We start from the raw sequence: 16657 nt of genomic DNA, 5'->3' as shown, positions 1-16657 counted from the left end.
GTCCTTCCTCTGTGATGTCCGTCCGGGTACCACGTCAGGGGCCGCTCACGCCGGCCGGTGTGCGGCGCTCGCGGGTCCACGCCAGCAGCTGCTCCCGCGACCACGTGGTGACCACCCGTTCGGCGGGCACCGCGCACTCCTCGGCCCGCGCGCAGCCGTAGACCTGCCAGTCCAGTTGTCCCGGCGCGTGGGCGTCGGTGTCGACGGAGAACAGGACCCCCGCCCCGACGGCCCGGCGCAGCAGGCGGCGCGGCGGGTCGAGCCGCTCGGGCCGGCTGTTGATCTCCACGGCCGTACCGGACTCCGCGCAGGCCGCGAACACCTCGTCGGCGTCGAACTCGGACTCGGGCCGCCCCCGCCCGGTGACCAGCCGCCCGGTGCAGTGTCCGAGCACGTCGGCGAGCGGATCGCGTACGGCGGCCACCACGCGCCGGGTCATCGCGCGGGCGTCCATGCGCAGCTTGGAGTGCACGGACACCACCACCACGTCGAGCTGTTCGAGCAGGTCCGGCTCCTGGTCGAGCGAGCCGTCGTCGAGGATGTCGCACTCGATGCCGGTGAGCAGGCGGAAGGGCGCCCAGGTGCGGTTGAGTTCCCCGACCAGCTCCAGTTGCTCGCGCAGCCGCTCGGGCGACAGTCCGCGGGCGACCGTCAGCCGCGGCGAGTGGTCGGTCAGCACCGCCCACTCGTGGCCGAGGGCCGCCGCCGCCCTGCCCATCTCCTCGACCGGGCTGCCGCCGTCGGACCAGTCGGAGTGCAGGTGGCAGTCGCCGCGCAGCAGCGCCCGCAGCCGTTCGCCGCCCCGGGCCAGCGGCGCGTCCGACGTCTCCTCCAGCTTCTCCAGGTAGTCGGGCGTCCCGCCGTCCAGCGCCTCGCGGACCACCTGGGCGGTCTTCGGCCCGATGCCCTTGAGCGACTCCAGCGTCCCGTCGCGGACCCGCTCGCGCACCTCGTCCGCGGGCAGCGCGGTCAGCGTCCGGGCCGCCGTACGAAAGGCACGGACGCGGTAGGTCGGCGCCAGGGACCGCTCCAGCAGGAACGCGATCCGGTCCAGGGCCTCGACAGGGTCCATCGCCACCTCCTCCTCCAGGGTTCCCCAGCTCCGCGGCGCCCGCACGACAGGCGGCGCCGGTTTGTCCGCCGTCCCGCCCGGGTGGTCGCCGGTGCGTCGGGTGGGGACATGCCGGCCTCCTGGCGCGCGCGGGCAGGACGCCCGCGCCACCGGGGTCGGCCTGCTCTCACCCGGCCGGGCGAACACGGTCACGTCGGCCGCCCGGCCGCGCGAGGTGCCGTCGAGGCGGCCGTCCCGGACCTGCTGGGCCGCCGACCGGGCCGCCCGCCTTTCCGCCCGGCGTTCTACGCTCGACGCATGACCGAAGTCACGAGCCCGCACATCGCCCACCCGCGGATCACGGTGCTCGGGGTGCAGCCGAGCACGCCGCCCTTCCGGATCGTGGAGATCGACGGCCAGGTGGTCGGGGAGGCGAAGGCCGTCACCGACGTGCTGGAGGCGGCCGCCGCGTTCGGTATCACCGTCCACGACCTCGACGACCCCGACGTGGTCCGCTGGGTGGGCGGGGACAAGTTCACCTGGAGGCGCCACTAGGGCCTGTCGGAGCGAGCCTGGTCCGGGCGCGGGCGCGGGCGCGGGCGCGGAGACGCCGGGGCGCGTGGCCCCGGCGTCGGAAACGGCCCAGAGGCTGCCCGCCGGACGGCTCCTAGCCGAGGGTCCACTTCTGGTTGGCGCCGCCCGTGCACGTCCACAGTTGCAGCCGGGTCGCGTTGGCCGGGTTGTTGCCGGTCACGTCGAGGCACTTGTCGGCCTGCGGGTTGACGATGTCGTGCGCGGCGCTGAGCGACCACTTCTGGTTGGGGCCGCCCGTGCAGTCCCAGAGCTGGACGGCCGTGCCGTCGGCGGTGCCGCCGCCGGTGACGTCCAGGCACTTGCCGAGCGCGCGCAGCGTGCCGTGTCGGCGGTCGTGACCGACACCGAGTCCACGACGAGCTGCTGCGGGAAGGCGGTGGAGCCGTCCGGGTCGCCGGGCCAGTAGCCGCCCACCGCGAGGTTCATGATCAGGAAGAACGGCTTGTCGAACACCCAGGTCCGGCCGCCCAGGTCCGCCGGGGTGCGGCGCTGGTAGACGGTGCCGTCCACCGTCCAGGTGATCGAGCCGGGCGCCCAGTCGACGGCGAAGGTGTGGAAGGCGTCGGCGAAGGCCTGGCCGCCGGGCAGGGAGTAGCCCGCGCCGATGCCGCCGGAGCCCGAGTAGCCGGGACCGTGGAGGGTGCCGTGGACCGTGGAGGGCTCTAAGCCGACGTTCTCCATGACGTCGATCTCACCCGAGTCGGGCCAGCCGACCTGTCCGATGTCGTCGCCCAGCATCCAGAACGCGGGCCACATGCCCTGGCCGCGCGGGATCTTCATCCGGGCCTCGACGTGCCCGTACTTCGCCGAGAACTTCCCCGAGGTGTTCAGCCGGGCCGAGGTGTACTGGCAGGTCCCGTACCAGCACTGGTAGTTGGCGGGATTCTCGCGGCGGGCCGTGATGACCAGGTGGCCCTGGCCGTCCAGCGCGGCGTTGCGGTTCCCGGCCGTGTAGTACTGCCGTTCGTGGTTGTTGACGTTGTCGCCGGTCTCGACCTGCCACTTCGAGGGGTCGGCGGCGCCGCCGGCGGGTCCGTCGAAGGTGTCGGAGAAGGTCACGGCGGCCGCCGCCCCGGTGACGGCGGAGCCCGGCGGATCGGCCTGCGCCGGGCCGGTCGTGACCGACCCGAGCAGCGCGGCGGACAGCGCGGCGAAGAGGCAACTGCGGAGCAGGCGTGGTGGGGCCACGGCTCTCCCTTCCGGCCGGCGCGACGGTGCGCCGACCGATGTGGGGGTGGATGCGTCGCCTCTTGATTTAAGGAGTGAGATAAGGACGGGTCAATACCTTGGTACGGACCACCCGTTCACGTCGGCCCCGGCGGTCACACCTGGCGCCGACGCATGACGGTCACACCCGGCGCCCACGCATGACGGTCACGCCTTGCGCCGACGCGCGTGCACCGCCCGGCTCAGCCGGCGGCCCAGCAGGAGGTAGCCGATCAGGGCGCCGGTGGTGTTCAGGATGACGTCGTCGACGTCGAAGGCGCGCCCGGTGATCAGCGCACCCTGTGCGAACTCCACCAGCAGCATCACGATCGCGGTCAGCAGGAGCACCTTCAGGATGCCGCGCGTCCGCGGGGCGACGATCGGCACCAGGACGCCGAACGGCACGCCCAGCAGCAGGTTCCCGCCGATCTGCTTCACCGCGTCCCGCATCGCCGGCTGGTCCAGATAGGCCCGCAGGGAGTCGCCCGGATGCAGGTTGGTGTGCGTCAGCGCCACCGACGCGGGGGAGGGCTCCAGGGTCAGCCGCGCCAGGACCACGGCGAACGCCACCATCACGACGAACGCGACGAGCATCGCCAGCGTCCGCAACGGCCATGGGAGCGGGCGCCGTTCCGGCTCCGGCTTCGGTTTCGGCTGCGCCTTCCGCGGCGGACGCCCGGTTCCGGCGGTGCGTGTCCGCAGCGCCGTTCTCGTGCGTGAGGCTGCCCAGGCCATGTGTCCTCCAGTCGCCAACGTCCCTGCGTCTCACGCCGCTTACCCCCGAACGTGCCGACGATGCGGACGACTTCGGCCAGTTGCGGGGCGCCGGTGCCCACCCCGCGACTCACGTGCGGACGGGCGCACACGAGCGGCCCGGCACCGTGTCGGTGCCGGGCCCGCCGAGTCCCCGCCGCGCGCCGCGGACCGGTCACGCGCCGAAGGTCACGCGCACCTCCTTGAAGCCGAGGGAGCGCAGCAGGCCCTGGAGCATGCCGGTGGTGTTCTTCTCGGCGCGGGCGGTCAGCCCGCTCTCCTTGGCCGCGTCACCGATGTGCCGTACGGCGAGCTTCTGCACCGCCTGTTCGCCGTTCGGGTTGTCGGAGAACAGGTCGCCGAGCCGGTTCAGCAGGCCGCGCTGTTTGGAGACCGCGTAGGAGCGGTCGGGGTCCAGCGCCGGCTTGCCGAGCGCCGCGTGCGGCAGCCGGAGAGTGGCCTTGGTGCGGTCCTTGTCGACCGTCACGTCGTTGTCGCCGACCTTCCCGAGGTCGACATAGGCGTCGACGGTGCCCGCCCCGACGTACAGGGTGCGGGAGCCGCGGATCGCGTCGGGCAGGTACTTGGTGTCCTTCTCCAGGTCCACGACGACCTGGAAGTTGCCGGAGGCGGCGTCGTAACGGCTGATGTCCTGAATGGACTGGAGCAGTGCCGGACCCGAACGGTCGTGGGTCTCGGTGCCGAACAGGTCCTTGAGGCCAGGGAGCACGCTCAGCCGGATACCGGCGAAGAACACGACGAGCACCAGTACCACGGCACTCACCGCCTTCGCCCAGCCGGGCATGCCTCCGGACACGCGCCTGATGGGAGTCGTCATGGCGACGGCCCTCCTTCCTACAGACCAGATGCCCCCCAAATCCCGCGTCAGACCGTGCCGTTGGCCGAACGCCGCTGCGGAGGGGGCGGGCGGGGTGCACGGGCCGCGGAGAAGGCCCCGTTCCGGCGCGGGCGCAACGGGGTCGGCGGGCGTCCGGAGGGCCGGCCGAGCGGGCGTCCGGAGGGCCGACGGTGCGGGCGTCCGGCCCGGTGCCCGGCACCCGTGGGCGGGCCGTGGCCGGGGCCGGGCCGTAGCATGAGCCCGGCAGCCGGAAATGATCACGCGAGGAGCGGATCGTGCGAGACATCGCCGTGTTCAGCGGAAGCGCCCACCCCGAGCTCGCCCAGGAGGTCTGCGCGCAACTCGGAGTGCCGCTCAGCCCCACCCGGGTCAGCCGGTTCGCCAACGACTGCCTGGAGGTACAGCTCCAGGCCAACTGCCGCGAACGAGACGTCTTCCTGATCCAGCCGCTGGTCAGGCCCGTCCAGGAGCACCTCGTCGAGCTGCTGCTGATGTGCGACGCGGCGCGCGGGGCGTCGGCGGGCCGGATCTCCGTCGTGATGCCGCACTACTCCTACGCCCGCTCCGACAAGAAGGACGAGCCCCGCATCTCCCTCGGCGGCCGGCTCGTGGCGGACCTCCTGGTGGCGGCCGGCGCGAGCCGGGTCCTCGCCATGACCCTGCACTCCCCGCAGGTGCACGGCTTCTTCTCGGTGCCGGTGGACCACCTGCACGCGCTGCGCGAGCTGACCGCGCACTTCCGCCGCTACGACCTCTCGCGCACCACCGTCGTCTCGCCGGACCTCGGCAACGCCAAGGAGGCCGCCGCGTTCGCCCGCATGATCGGCGCGCAGGTGGCCGCCGGCGCCAAGCAGCGGTTCGCGGACGACCGGGTGAGCATCAACGCGGTCATCGGCGAGGTCACCGGCCGGGACGTCATCGTGCTGGACGACGAGATCGCCAAGGGCAGCACGGTCCTGGAGCTGCTGGAGCGGCTGCGGGAACTCGGGCCGCGGTCGATCCGGGTGGCGTGCACGCACGGGCTGTTCGCGGCCGGCGCCCTGAAGCGGATCGGCGAGCAGCCCGACGTGCTGGAGATCGTCTGCACCAACACCGTGCCGGTCCCCGAGGAGGAGCGGACGGACAAGCTGCGCATCCTGTCCATCGCCCCGGCGCTGGCCGAGGCGGTGCGGCGCATCCATAACGGCGAGTCGGTCAGCGCCCTCTTCGACGCGCCGCGCAGCCACTAGTGCCGCGGCACTGGACAGGCTGCCAGGGGGCGCCGCGCAGCCACGAGGCAGACGCCCGGGTGCCGTCACAGGGTGCCGGAGGCCGCCTCGGGCCGGTTCAGGGCGGACTCCAGGGTCGGGTGCGGGGGCAGCAGCCTGGCCAGCCCGGTGGCCCGCATGACCCGCAGGGTGAGCGGGTGGGTGCAGACGACGTACAGCTGACCGTCGCGGTCCAGGACCCGACTGCGGGCGCGGTAGAGCAGGCGCAGGCCCGAGCAGTCGAAGAACTCGACCCTCCGCAGGTCGATCACGATCCGGCTCTCCGGGCGGGCGGTCACCCGGTCGAGGTGCGGGATGATCTCCACGGCCGCGGCGATGTCGATCTCACCGCGGAGTTCCAGGACGGTGTGGCCCCGGTCCTGGCGGACGCGCAGATGCCGACCGAGCGCCGCGGGTTCCTGCTGCACGACGACGTCCCCTCCAACCGGCTCCCGGAGCGGTGGGGTTGCGGGTCACCGGGGCCCGGGTGACATCGCGCGGCGCGCGTGCGGACGCAGCCGTGTCCCGGGGCCCCGCGTGAGCGCAATTCCGTTCCCCGCCCTGCAAGTTACCCTCGATGGAGTGAATTTGAGCATGTTCGATTGACATATGTCTGTGAATTGAGTCCGGCGGCGATCTACGACAGGGCGTGCCACGCCCTGGAGAGTGCCTGCCGCAACTGCTCGGTCTGGTGCTGCGTGAGCTCCCCGACCATCCGTTCCTCCAGCTCGCGGACCGGCCCGGCGTGGCGGGCGAGCAGCTCGCGGCCCGCCCCGGTCAGCAGGATCAGCAGCTCGCGCCGGTTGCGCGGATTGCGCTCCCGGCGCACCAGGCCGCGCCCCTCCAGGGACCGGACGAGATCGGCGATGGACTGGGCGGTGACGAACGAGTCGCGGGCCAGCTGGGCCGCCGACAGTCCGTCGTGCCGCTCCAGGACGGTGAGCGCGGTGTACTGCAGCGCGGTGATGCCCGAGGGTCTGACCAGCTCGTCCAGGTGGGATCGCACCACCAGCTCCACCTGCTTCACCATGTAGAGAAGCGACGGGTGCGTCTTCGTCGTCTGCGTTCCGGTCATGAGTTCACCCTAGAGCATTGACAGGAAACCTGTCGTTAATGAGACTGCGCAGCAGGCGATGAACCAACAGGAATCCTGTTGGTTGAAATCTTGGCAATGACGCTGAGGAGTGGTGATGACCACCTTCGAGATCGAACCCGGCCGGCTGTTCGTCGCGGGACAGTGGCGCGAGGCGGCCGACGGAGCGCGCACCGAGGTGGTCGACCCGTCCCGGGGGACGGTCCTCACCACGGTCGCCGAGGCCGGGGCCGCCGACGTCGACGTGGCCGTCCGGGCCGCCCGCGAGGCGTTCGACTCGGGCGAGTGGTCCGGCCGCAGCGGCCGTGAGCGCGGCCGGGTGCTGCACCGCGTCGCCGAACTGATCCGCGAGAACGCCGACGACCTCGCCCAACTGGAGAGCCTGGACGTCGGCAAGCCGATCTCGCTGTGCCGCGCCGTCGACATCACGAACGCGGCCAACGACTACGAGCACTTCGCCGCGCTCGCCCACTCCCTGCACGGCGCGAACCGCGACACCGCCCTGAACGCCCTCGCCTACACCCGGCGCGAGCCGCTCGGCGTGGTGGCCGCGATCACCCCGTTCAACTTCCCGCTCATCCTGGCCGGCTCCAAGCTCGCCCCGGCGCTCGCCGCGGGCAACACGGTCGTCCACAAGCCCGCCGACGAGACGCCCCTCAGCGCGCTGTACATGGCGGGCCTGCTCCAGCGGGCCGGTGTCCCGGACGGGGTCGTCAACGTCGTCACCGGCACAGGTCCGGTCGTCGGCGAGGCGCTGCTGCGCCACCCCGGCGTCGACAAGATCGCCTTCACCGGTTCGACCGCGGTGGGCCGGCACGCCGCGAGCGTCGCCGGTGCGGCCCTCAAGCCCGTCACCATGGAACTCGGCGGCAACGCGGCCCACCTCGTGTTCGAGGACGCCGACCTGGAGAAGGCGGTCGGCGCGATCATCAAGGGCTTCGTGTTCAACACCGGCCAGTTCTGCATGGGCGGTCCGCGGCTGCTGGTGGCGCGCCCGGTGTACAGCACCCTGCTGGGCATCCTCGCCGACGCCGTCCCCGGCGTGCCGGTCGGCGACCCCCGGCTGCCCGAAACCGTGGTGGGCCCGATGGCGGGGGAGCGGCACCTGCGGAAGGTCGAGGAGTACGTCGAACTGGCCCGCAAGGAGGGCGGCCGGATCGTCTGCGGCGGCGAGCGCCTCGACCTCGACGGCGGCTACTACTACAGGCCCACCGTCATCGCCGACCTGCCCAACGACTCCCGGGTCGTCCAGGAGGAGGTCTTCGGACCGGTCCTGACCGTGCAGCCCTTCGACTCCGAGGACGAGGCCGTCACGCTGGCCAACTCCACGCCGTACGGCCTCGCTTCGGGCATCCAGACCACCCACCTCGCCCGCGCCCACCGCATCGCGGCACGGCTGCGGGCGGGCATCGTGTGGATCAACGACTGGGCGATGCTCGACCCCGCCGTCCCCTTCGGCGGGGTCAAGGACTCCGGCTTCGGCCGTGAGTACGGTCCCGAGGCGCTCGCCGCCTACACCCAGGTCAAGTCCGTCGTCGTCTCGCTCGGCTGAGCGCGTCCACCCAGTGCCGCGACGGGCGACGTTCACCCCGTCGAAGGTTGCCTGCCGCGGCACTTGCCGCAGAGGAGTTCCGCGATGTCCCTCACCACCCGCGCCGCCGTCGTCGAGTCAGGCGGAGCGCCGTTCACCCTCTCCGACGTGCAACTGGAGGAACCCGGTCCGCGCGAGGCGCTGGTCCGGATGGTCGCCGCCGGCCTGTGCCACACCGACCTGGGCGTAGCGGGCGGCGGACTGCCCTTCCCGCTGCCCGGAGTCCTCGGCCACGAGGGGGCCGGCGTCGTCGAGGCGGTCGGATCCGCCGTCACCGGCGTCGCCCCCGGCGACCACGTCGTGCTGTCGTTCACCTCGTGCGGGGAGTGCCGCGACTGCCGGGGCGGACACCCGGCGTACTGCGCGACCTGGCTGCCGCTGAACCTCATCGGCGGCCGCCGCGCCGACGGCACCAGCACCATCAGCCGGGGCGGCGAACCGCTCGGCGGCCACTTCTTCGGCCAGTCCTCGTTCGCCGAACGGGCCCTGGTGGACGAGCGCAGCCTCGTCACCGTCGACCGCGACGTGCCGCTGGAGTCGATCGCCCCGCTGGGCTGCGGTGTGCAGACCGGGGCCGGCGCCGTGTGGAACGTGCTGCGGCCCGCCATCGGCAGCACCGTCGTCGTCCTGGGTGCCGGCGCGGTCGGCCTCTCCGCGGTGATGGCCGCCGCCCTGACCCCGGCCACGCGGATCATCGCCGTGGACCGGGTGGGGGAACGGCTGGCGCTGGCCGGAGACCTCGGGGCCACCCACACCGTCGACGCCGGCGCGGCCGACCTCGGCGAGGCGATCGCCCTGCTGACGGACGGCCGGGGCGCCGACGGAGTCGTGGAGACCACGGGCAGCACCGCCGTGCTGCGCCAGGGCGTCGACGCGCTCGCCGCCCGCGGCACCCTGGTCGTCGTGGGCGCCCCGCCCTTCGGCACCGAGGTCTCCCTGGACGTCAACGGGCTGCTCGGCGGCAAGCGGATCGTCGGCCTCACCCTCGGCGACAGCGAGACGCGGACCGTCATCCCCGCCCTGGTCCGGATGGTCAAGGACGGGCGGCTGCCGCTGCACCGCCTGATCAGCCACTATCCGTTCGCGGACATCGGCCGGGCGGTGAGCGACATGAGCTCGGGCAGGACCGTCAAGCCCGTGCTCACCTTCTGACCGCAGCCGGTCAGTCGACCACCAGGACCAGCTTGCCCGTGGTCCGGCCGGTGTCACCGAGCACGTGCGCCTCGGCGGCATCGGCCAGTGGGAACGTGCCGGCGATCTCGGCGCGCAGCTTCCCCGCCTCGACCAGTTCGGAGATCGCCCTCAGGCCGGTCCGGGAGGCGTCCACCAGCATCCGCACGGCCCGCACGCCCAGCCGCTCCGCCTCCTGGTGGAACTCGTCCGAACCCATCGGAATGATCGAGACGACGATCCCGCCGGGGCGCAGTACGCGCAGCGACCGCGTGGAGTGCTCGCCGCCGATCGTGTCCAGGACGACGTCGACGTCCTTCACGGCCTCGGTGAAGTCGGTCTCCCGGTAGTCGATCGTCTCGTCCGCGCCGATCCTCCGCAGGAAGTCGTGCTTGGCCGCGCTCGCCGTGCCGATCACGTACGCGCCCCGCGCCTTGGCGATCTGCACGGCCACGTGCCCGACGCCGCCGGCCGCCGCGTGGACCAGCACCCGCTGCCCCGGCCGCAGGTCGGCCGTCTCGACCAGGGCCTGCCAGGCGGTCAGCGAGACCAGCGGCAGCGCGCCGGCCTGGACGTGGTCGATCCCGGCGGGCTTCGGCGCGAAGGCGCGGGCCGGCGCGGAGACGTACTCGGCGTGGGAGCCGTGCCCGAACGGGTAGGGCAGCATGCCGAAGACCTCGTCGCCGGGCGCGAACCGGGCGACGCCGATGCCCACGGCCTCGACCACGCCGGACACGTCCCAGCCGAGGACGAACGGCGGTTCGCCGAGGAAGCCCCCGGTGGCCCGGTGCTTCCAGTCGGTGGGGTTGACGCCGGCCGCCCGGACCCGCACCAGTACCTCGTTGGGCCTCGGCGCGGGACGCTCCACCTCCACGACGTCGAGGACCTCGGGGCCGCCGAGGGTGCTTTGGCTGATGACTCGCATGGTGTTCACAGTGCTCATGGTGACCAGCCTGCCGGTGGCGTCCCGGCAAGGAAATGGCAGAATTGCCAACCTTCGATATGATCGTGCCATGCAACAGGTGGAGCGTGTGGTGGTCCTGGCGCTGGACGGCGTCTATCCCTTCGAGCTGGGCATCCCCAGCCGGATCTTCGGCGCCGCCGACGGCCGGTACGAGGTGCTGACGTGCAGCGTCGACGGGCAACCGGTGCGCAGCAACGCGGACTTCGGCATCACCGTCGAGCACGGGCCCGAAGCGCTCGCCGCCGCGGACACGGTGGTGATCGCGCCGGTCTCGCCCGCGAAGGTCACCGCCGACCTGCCGGACGAGGTCGCGGCGGCCCTCGCGCACATCCGCCCCGGCGCCCGGATCGTCTCCATCTGCACCGGCGCCTTCGTCCTGGCGGCCGCGGGACTGCTCGACGGCCACCGCGCGACGACCCACTGGCAGGTCGCCGACCTCTTCCGGGACATGTACCCGCAGGTCGCGCTCGACCCGGACGTCCTGTTCGTCGACGACGGCCGCGTCCTGACCTCGGCCGGCGCCGCCTCCGGTGTCGACGTCTGCCTGCACCTGGTGCGCAAAGACCACGGCAGCGAGCTGGCCAACAAGGTCGCCCGCCGCTGCGTCGTACCGCCCTTCCGCGACGGCGGGCAGGCGCAGTACATCGAGCAGCCGGTGCCCGAGCAGGGCGCCGCCACCACCGCCGCGACCCGCGCCTGGGCCCTGGGCCGCCTCGGGGAACCGCTGACGCTGACCGACCTCGCCGCGCACGCCCGGATGAGTCTGCGGACCTTCGCCCGCCGCTTCCACGACGAGGTCGGCCTCAGCCCCGGCCGCTGGCTGATCCAGCAGCGGGTCGTCCGGGCCCGCCACCTGCTGGAGTCCAGCGACCTGTCCGTGGACCAGATCGCCGGCCGGGTGGGCTTCGCGACGGGCGCCTCCCTGCGCCAGCACCTGCACGCGTCCATCGGGGTGTCACCGCAGGCATACCGCCGCACGTTCCAGGCGGCGGCCCGCTGAGCGGTGAACGTATCGCCGCCCCGCCGCGTCGAAGGAGCGGAAGACGGACCGGAGGACATGGGGTGGGTATGCGCAGAGGACTCGCGGTGGCGGCGGTACTGACGGCGACGACGGCCGCGGGGTGCGCCGGCGGGGGGAGCGGCCCGGTCGTGGAGGGGACGCCCCCCGCCACGCCGTACAGCGGTCCGCTGCATGTGGCCTCACGGCACCTCGACCAGGACAGCGTGCGTGCCGTCCGGCTGTCGGCGGGCGCCGCGGGCCGGGCCCTGGAGTGCGACGGGCGGATCTACTCCGGTGACGCGGGAGGCGAATGGGGGAAGGGCGACGGCGGCACGACGCCGGAGGAGGGGCTGACGGCGTACTTCGACCTGGACGGGCCCGAGGTTCCCCGGCACGGCTACCGTGTGGAGCGCCGGGAGGCCGGGCGGGTCCTGTTCTCCTACGACGTGCACGGCAGGACCAAGGTCGCCGTCGTCGTCGCCGAGGACCGTGCGGGCGCGCCCGGTTGGGGGCCGGAGAGCAGCGCCTCCTGCGATCCGGCGGAGCTGCCGGCGAGCTTCACCGACGGCCTCGGCCTGGAGATCTGGACCGACGCGGACGGACACCGGGTGCCCACCACCACGCTGAGCGGCTACGCCGGCGCGGAGCACTGCGACTGGCAGGACGTCCGGTTCCTCGCCATGGGCCGGGGCGCGAAGGCCGCGCAGTACGTCCGTGATCCCGAGGGGGTGCTCGACGGCGCCGGCCTCACCGCCGCGTACGACGGGAAGGCCCGGCTGCCCAAAGACGCCCATGACACCGGATACCGCCTCGGCGAACGGGAGTTGTGGCTCACGGCCGACCGCTCCACGGCGTACGTCCGCACATCCGACGGCGTGGAGGCGTGGCCGAGGGCGAAGCGGTTCGTCGCCTGCATGTGAGAACCCGCGGGCCGGCGGGCCCCGTTCAGCGGCTCGCGTGCAGCGCGACCAGCAACTGCCAGACCTGGTCGGCGATTTCGTCCGCGGTGCCGTCCAGGAGTCCGTGCAGCCAGTCGGCCAGCACCCCGGCGAAGGTGGCGGCGACGGCGGAAGCGACCAGCGGGGCGTCCGCCGCGCCGGCCAGTTCCCGCTCACGCAGGCTGTAGGCGCGCAGATCCCGGTGCAGCACCCGGCCGAGCGGGCCGCCCCCGCCCGGGCTCAACAGGGCGCGGTACAGCCCGGCGTGCGGGGTGAGCGAGGCGAAGAACTCCGGCAGCGCGGACGGCGCGTGCACCGGATCGGGCCGGCCGCGCCAGGCGTGCAGCGCCTCCACCGCCTCCCGTACGACGTCCGCGCAGGCGTCGACCGCCAGCGACTCCAGGTCGGGATAGTGCAGGTAGAACGTGGCCCGGCCGACTCCGGCGCGGCGCACGAGCGCGGCGACGCCGACCTCGTCCAGGGGCCGCTCGGCGCACTCGTCCCACAGGGCCCGGCGCAGCTTGGCCCGGGTGCGCGCGGCTCGCGGGTCCCGCGGCCCGCCGTCGTTCACCGGGCGGCGAGGACGGCGGCCAGGGCCAGCGCGCCGGGCAGTGCCTGGGCGAACAGGATGCGCCGGTTGGCCGTGGCGGCACCGAACACGCCGGCGACCACGACACAGCACAGGAAGAACACCTGGACGCGGAAGCCGGTCGGGTCGGCGGCGATCAGGCCCCAGACCAGGCCGGCTGCGAGGAATCCGTTGTAGAGGCCCTGGTTGGCGGCCATCGGGGCGGTGGCCCGCGCCATCTCGGGGTCGAAGCCGTGCAGCCCCCGGCCGGGCTTCTTCTGCCACAGGAACATCTCCATCACCAGGATGTAGATGTGCAGGGCGGCCACCAGGCCCACCAGGACGTTCGCGACTGTTTCCATCGGGCCGGCTCCTCGCACTCATATGGACAGGTGTCCAGCATACATGGACAGGTGTCCATGGATTACCGCGCGGAGGCGCGGGCGGGAACGCCGACGGGACCCGCCCTCCGCACAACGGCCGTGCGCACAGCGGCCCGTCGCCGACTGAATCGGCGTTGCCGGGATATCCGAAGGGACAGGGCGCGGGGCACGAACGCCCCGCGCGCCGACCCTTCGGAGGAGACATGGCACTGGTGAAAGCGGGGGTGGTCGTGCTCGACTGTTCCGAGCCCGAGAAGCTCGCCGTGTTCTACAAGGAGCTGCTGGAGGCGGAGCAGACGCACGAGAGTGCCAACCGCGTGGAGATCAGGGGAGCGGACGGGACCCGGCTGGCGTTCCGCCGCGACGTGAACGCGACGCCGCCGAGCTGGCCCCGCCCGGAGAACTCCCTCCAGGCCCATCTGGACTTCGTGGTCGAGGACCTGGACGAGGCGGAACGCCGGGTGATCGGTCTCGGCGGACGCCCGCTGGACACCAAGGACGCCTCGGGGCCGTACGAGGAGCGCGGTTACGCCGACCCGGCGGGTCACTCCTTCACCCTGCGCCTCACCCCGTCGACCGCCCCGAAGCAGGGCTGAGTCAGTCGCGGCCGCCCTTTTCGGTGGCGGGCCAGACGCCGGTGGACCGCTCGATGGCCTTCGCGCCCGTGCGGTCCACCGCACTGCGCACCATGGCGAACAGGGCGCCCTGGACGGCCGCGGCCAGCAGGATCTCCCCCCAGCCCCGGTCCTGGTCCAGCGCGTCGGGCGCGTTGTCCTCGTGCCGGATCGCCTTCCACGTCTTCTGGAAGGCGAGGCCGGCGAGGGTACCGCTCGTCCAGCCCAGCACGAACCCGAGCGGCTTGTAGGCGAGCGGAAGCTTCTTCTTCTTGTTCTTGGCCACCTGTGTCTCCTTGTCTCGACGGATGCCGACGGCTGTCGGCGGATCTCGATGGGTCTCGATCGTTCGCTCCGCGTGCGGTGCGCGCGGCTCAGGGCCTGCCCCGGGCGGCGACCTCCTCCCCGGCGCGGACCGGCCGCGGCGGCGTCCCCTCACCGAAGGGACGACCACCCAGCTCCGCACGGTGATGCGGGGTCAGCCAGCCGGAGAGGTCCGGTCCCAGGGGCACGATCCCGGTCGGGTTGATGCCGGTGTGCACCTGGTGGTAGTGCCGTTTGACGTGGTCGAAGTCGACCGTGTCGCCGAAGCCCGGGGTCTGGTAGAGATCCCGGACGTACGCCCACAGCACCGGGTTCTCCGTCAGCTTCCAGCGGTTGCACTTGAAGTGACCGTGATAGACGGCGTCGAAACGGACCAGTGTGGTGAACAGCCTGATGTCCGCCTCGGTGATGGTGTCCCCGACGAGGTAACGCTGCCGGGCCAGCCGGGGCGCCAGCAGTTCCAGGCGCCGGAATACACCCGTGCAGGCACTCTCGTACTCCTTCTGGTCGGTGGCGAAGCCCGCCCGGTACACACCGTTGTTGACGTCCTCGTAGATGTCCGCCATCACCTCGTCGATCTCGTCCCGCTGCGCCGGGGGGTACAGGTCCGGTGCTCCTTCCCGGTGCAGGGCCGTCCATTCGGTGGCGAGGTCCAGGGTGATGCGCTGGTAGTCGTTGGTGACCAGCCGCCCGCTGGGCACGTCCACGATCGCGGGCACGCTCACCCCGCCGGGGTGGCCGCTCTCCCGCCGGTCGTAGGCCTCGCTGAGGTGGCTGATGCCGAGGACCGGGTCACGGCCGCCCGGGTCGAGGGTGAAACGCCAGCTGCGGTCGTCCTGGATCGGATCGGCGACGGCCAGCGACAACGCGTCCTCCAGGCCCAGCAGCCGCCGGGACACCAGCGACCGGCTCGCCCACGGACAGGCACGGCTGACCACGAGCCGGTAGCGCCCGGCCTCCACCGGCCAGCCGTCCCGGCCGTCCGCGGTGATCCGGTCGCGGAAACGGCTCGGGGAGCGCTCGAAGCGTTCCCTGCCGTAGGCGCCGTCGCCGTCCTCCGCACCGCTCATCGCTGCCTCCCTGCCGTGTTCCGCCGTGTTCCCGGTTGCCCCTGGGGTGTCCCGGGCGCACGTCCGTCCCGGTCGTACGTCCCTGGTGGACGCGTTCCCCGAAATCCGCGGACGGCACGGTGTGAGTCGCGGCGGCCGGGGCATTCGGCGGGGGTGACTGGGACAGCGACGGACCAAGAGGCAGACAGCAGGACCCGCGTCACCGTGCTGGTGGCGCTCGCGGCCAATCTCGTGATCGCCGTCGCCAAGGCGGTGGGCGGCCTCTTCGCGGGTTCGCCCGCACTGCTGTCGGAGGCGGCGCACTCCGTGGCCGACAGCCTCAACGAGGTCTTCCTTCTGGCCGCGCTGCGCCGCAGCCGGCGCCCCGCAGACCAGCGGCACCCCTTCGGCTACGGCAAGGAACGGTTCTTCTGGTCGCTCATCGCGGCCGTCGGGATCTTCGTGATGGGCGGCTGCTTCTCCTTCTTCCAGGGTGTCGAGGCCCTGCGCAACGGCGCGGAGGAGGAGCTGAGCGGCTATGTGGTGGGCCTGATCGTGCTCGCGGTGGCCCTGGTCGCCGAGGGCGTCTCGCTGCTGCGGGCCCTGCACCAGGTACGCCGGCAGGGCGGCTCGGCCGGCCTGCGCGACCCCGCCCTGCGCACGGTCGTCGCCGAGGACGGCACGGCGGTGCTCGGCGTGACCCTCGCGATGATCGGCATGGCCCTGCACATGGTCACCGGGCAGGTCGTGTGGGAGGCCTCCGCCTCCCTCGCCATCGGCGTGCTGCTGGTGTACGTGGCCTACCGGCTGGGCCGCGACGCCCGTGACCAGCTGATCGGCGAGGCCATGGACCCGGAGACCACCGGCCGTATCCGCGAACTGCTGCGGGCGCAGCCCGAGATCGACAGCGTGGAGGCGCTGCTCACGATGAAGGTGGGCCTCGACTCGACGCTGGTGGCCGCCCGGGTGGACCTGGTGCCGGGCCTGGACAGCGAGCGGGTCGAGGAGGTCGCCGTGCGCATCAAGCGGTCCGTGGCCGGGATGGTGCCGGAGGCGGGCGAGATCTTCCTCGACGTGACGGACCGGGCGGCGAACCGGACGCACGAAAGCCCCGCCGCGACGGGGGAGCGCGGCGGGGCCTGACCCTCGCGTGCCCCGCGTTCACCGGTCCATGCGCACCGGGTCTCGCAGCCGTCGGCATCCTGCCCAAGACGCTGGTCGCCGCCGACGACGTCACGCGCGGCAAGCCGGAC

General features: G+C 72.7%; 18 protein-coding genes and 1 pseudogene. 8 read left to right on the top strand and 11 right to left on the bottom strand.

What is annotated here, in order from left to right; all coding sequences use genetic code 11:
- Nucleotides 1-34: 34 nt before the first annotated feature.
- A complete protein-coding gene (locus ABZT03_RS35720) occupies nt 35-1072 on the bottom strand; it encodes a PHP domain-containing protein (RefSeq protein ID WP_356047162.1) in 1038 nt (345 codons plus the stop codon).
- Between the two features lie 297 nt (nt 1073-1369).
- Between ABZT03_RS35720 and ABZT03_RS35715 the strand changes: the two genes are divergently transcribed.
- Nucleotides 1370-1606, top strand: coding sequence for a hypothetical protein (locus ABZT03_RS35715; protein ID WP_356047160.1), 237 nt, complete (start codon nt 1370-1372; stop codon nt 1604-1606).
- Nucleotides 1607-1718: 112 nt separating this feature from the next.
- Here ABZT03_RS35715 and ABZT03_RS35710 read toward each other — a convergent pair.
- The 3 genes and pseudogenes from ABZT03_RS35710 to ABZT03_RS35700 form a co-directional block, all read right to left on the bottom strand.
- A pseudogene (locus tag ABZT03_RS35710) lies at nt 1719-2833 on the bottom strand (family 16 glycosylhydrolase).
- A gap of 186 nt (nt 2834-3019) precedes the next feature.
- Nucleotides 3020-3586, bottom strand: a complete 567-nt coding sequence (locus ABZT03_RS35705; protein WP_356047158.1) for a VanZ family protein — start codon at nt 3584-3586, stop codon at nt 3020-3022.
- Between the two features lie 193 nt (nt 3587-3779).
- Complete coding sequence (locus ABZT03_RS35700) at nt 3780-4442, bottom strand: DUF4230 domain-containing protein (RefSeq protein WP_356047156.1); 663 nt, start codon at nt 4440-4442, stop codon at nt 3780-3782.
- A gap of 296 nt (nt 4443-4738) precedes the next feature.
- On the opposite strand from ABZT03_RS35700, the gene ABZT03_RS35695 reads away from it, so the two are divergent.
- On the top strand, nt 4739-5692 hold the full coding sequence (locus ABZT03_RS35695) for a ribose-phosphate pyrophosphokinase (protein ID WP_356047154.1): 954 nt from the start codon (nt 4739-4741) through the stop codon (nt 5690-5692).
- A gap of 65 nt (nt 5693-5757) precedes the next feature.
- Here the strand turns inward: ABZT03_RS35695 and ABZT03_RS35690 are convergent, their stop codons facing one another.
- Both ABZT03_RS35690 and ABZT03_RS35685 read right to left on the bottom strand, forming a co-directional pair.
- Nucleotides 5758-6138 (bottom strand): anti-sigma factor antagonist, encoded by a 381-nt coding sequence (locus ABZT03_RS35690; RefSeq protein WP_356047152.1) that lies wholly within the window; start codon nt 6136-6138, stop codon nt 5758-5760.
- 209 nt (nt 6139-6347) lie between these two features.
- Nucleotides 6348-6785 (bottom strand): MarR family transcriptional regulator, encoded by a 438-nt coding sequence (locus tag ABZT03_RS35685; RefSeq protein WP_356047150.1) that lies wholly within the window; start codon nt 6783-6785, stop codon nt 6348-6350.
- 115 nt (nt 6786-6900) lie between these two features.
- Between ABZT03_RS35685 and ABZT03_RS35680 the strand changes: the two genes are divergently transcribed.
- Both ABZT03_RS35680 and ABZT03_RS35675 read left to right on the top strand, forming a co-directional pair.
- Nucleotides 6901-8355 carry an aldehyde dehydrogenase family protein gene (locus ABZT03_RS35680; RefSeq protein ID WP_356047148.1) on the top strand — a complete coding sequence of 485 codons (1455 nt, stop codon included), beginning with the start codon at nt 6901-6903 and terminating at the stop codon, nt 8353-8355.
- 84 nt (nt 8356-8439) lie between these two features.
- Nucleotides 8440-9546, top strand: a complete 1107-nt coding sequence (locus ABZT03_RS35675) for an NAD(P)-dependent alcohol dehydrogenase (protein WP_356047146.1) — start codon at nt 8440-8442, stop codon at nt 9544-9546.
- Nucleotides 9547-9556: 10 nt separating this feature from the next.
- Here the strand turns inward: ABZT03_RS35675 and ABZT03_RS35670 are convergent, their stop codons facing one another.
- On the bottom strand, nt 9557-10507 hold the full coding sequence (locus ABZT03_RS35670) for an NADP-dependent oxidoreductase (protein WP_356047144.1): 951 nt from the start codon (nt 10505-10507) through the stop codon (nt 9557-9559).
- Between the two features lie 70 nt (nt 10508-10577).
- Here ABZT03_RS35670 and ABZT03_RS35665 point away from each other — a divergent pair, with 70 nt between their 5' ends.
- Both ABZT03_RS35665 and ABZT03_RS35660 read left to right on the top strand, forming a co-directional pair.
- Nucleotides 10578-11528, top strand: a complete 951-nt coding sequence (locus ABZT03_RS35665; RefSeq protein ID WP_356047143.1) for a helix-turn-helix domain-containing protein — start codon at nt 10578-10580, stop codon at nt 11526-11528.
- Between the two features lie 68 nt (nt 11529-11596).
- Complete coding sequence (locus ABZT03_RS35660) at nt 11597-12448, top strand: hypothetical protein (RefSeq protein ID WP_356047142.1); 852 nt, start codon at nt 11597-11599, stop codon at nt 12446-12448.
- A gap of 25 nt (nt 12449-12473) precedes the next feature.
- Here ABZT03_RS35660 and ABZT03_RS35655 read toward each other — a convergent pair whose 3' ends face one another.
- Both ABZT03_RS35655 and ABZT03_RS35650 read right to left on the bottom strand, forming a co-directional pair.
- On the bottom strand, nt 12474-13037 hold the full coding sequence (locus ABZT03_RS35655; protein ID WP_356047140.1) for a TetR/AcrR family transcriptional regulator: 564 nt from the start codon (nt 13035-13037) through the stop codon (nt 12474-12476).
- On the bottom strand, nt 13034-13396 hold the full coding sequence (locus tag ABZT03_RS35650) for a DUF1304 domain-containing protein (protein ID WP_356047139.1): 363 nt from the start codon (nt 13394-13396) through the stop codon (nt 13034-13036). Before ABZT03_RS35650 ends, ABZT03_RS35655 begins: the two co-directional genes overlap by 4 nt.
- A 224-nt stretch (nt 13397-13620) precedes the next feature.
- Here ABZT03_RS35650 and ABZT03_RS35645 point away from each other — a divergent pair, with 224 nt between their 5' ends.
- Nucleotides 13621-14013, top strand: a complete 393-nt coding sequence (locus ABZT03_RS35645; protein ID WP_356047137.1) for a VOC family protein — start codon at nt 13621-13623, stop codon at nt 14011-14013.
- A 1-nt stretch (nt 14014) separates the two neighbouring features.
- On the opposite strand, the gene ABZT03_RS35640 is transcribed toward ABZT03_RS35645, so the two are convergent.
- Together ABZT03_RS35640 and ABZT03_RS35635 are read right to left on the bottom strand one after the other, a co-directional pair.
- A complete protein-coding gene (locus tag ABZT03_RS35640) occupies nt 14015-14317 on the bottom strand; it encodes a DUF4235 domain-containing protein (protein ID WP_356047136.1) in 303 nt (100 codons plus the stop codon).
- Nucleotides 14318-14405: 88 nt separating this feature from the next.
- Nucleotides 14406-15425 carry a glutathione S-transferase C-terminal domain-containing protein gene (locus tag ABZT03_RS35635; protein WP_356047134.1) on the bottom strand — a complete coding sequence of 340 codons (1020 nt, stop codon included), beginning with the start codon at nt 15423-15425 and terminating at the stop codon, nt 14406-14408.
- Nucleotides 15426-15578: 153 nt separating this feature from the next.
- On the opposite strand from ABZT03_RS35635, the gene ABZT03_RS35630 reads away from it, so the two are divergent.
- A complete protein-coding gene (locus ABZT03_RS35630; RefSeq protein WP_356047132.1) occupies nt 15579-16547 on the top strand; it encodes a cation diffusion facilitator family transporter in 969 nt (322 codons plus the stop codon).
- Nucleotides 16548-16657 lie beyond the last annotated feature (110 nt).

The organism is Streptomyces sp. NPDC005574 (assembly GCF_040605435.1).
GTDB lineage: Bacteria > Actinomycetota > Actinomycetes > Streptomycetales > Streptomycetaceae > Streptomyces.
Note: the sequence above shows the minus strand (reverse complement) of the source record. Positions and strands in the feature narration are given on the sequence as shown.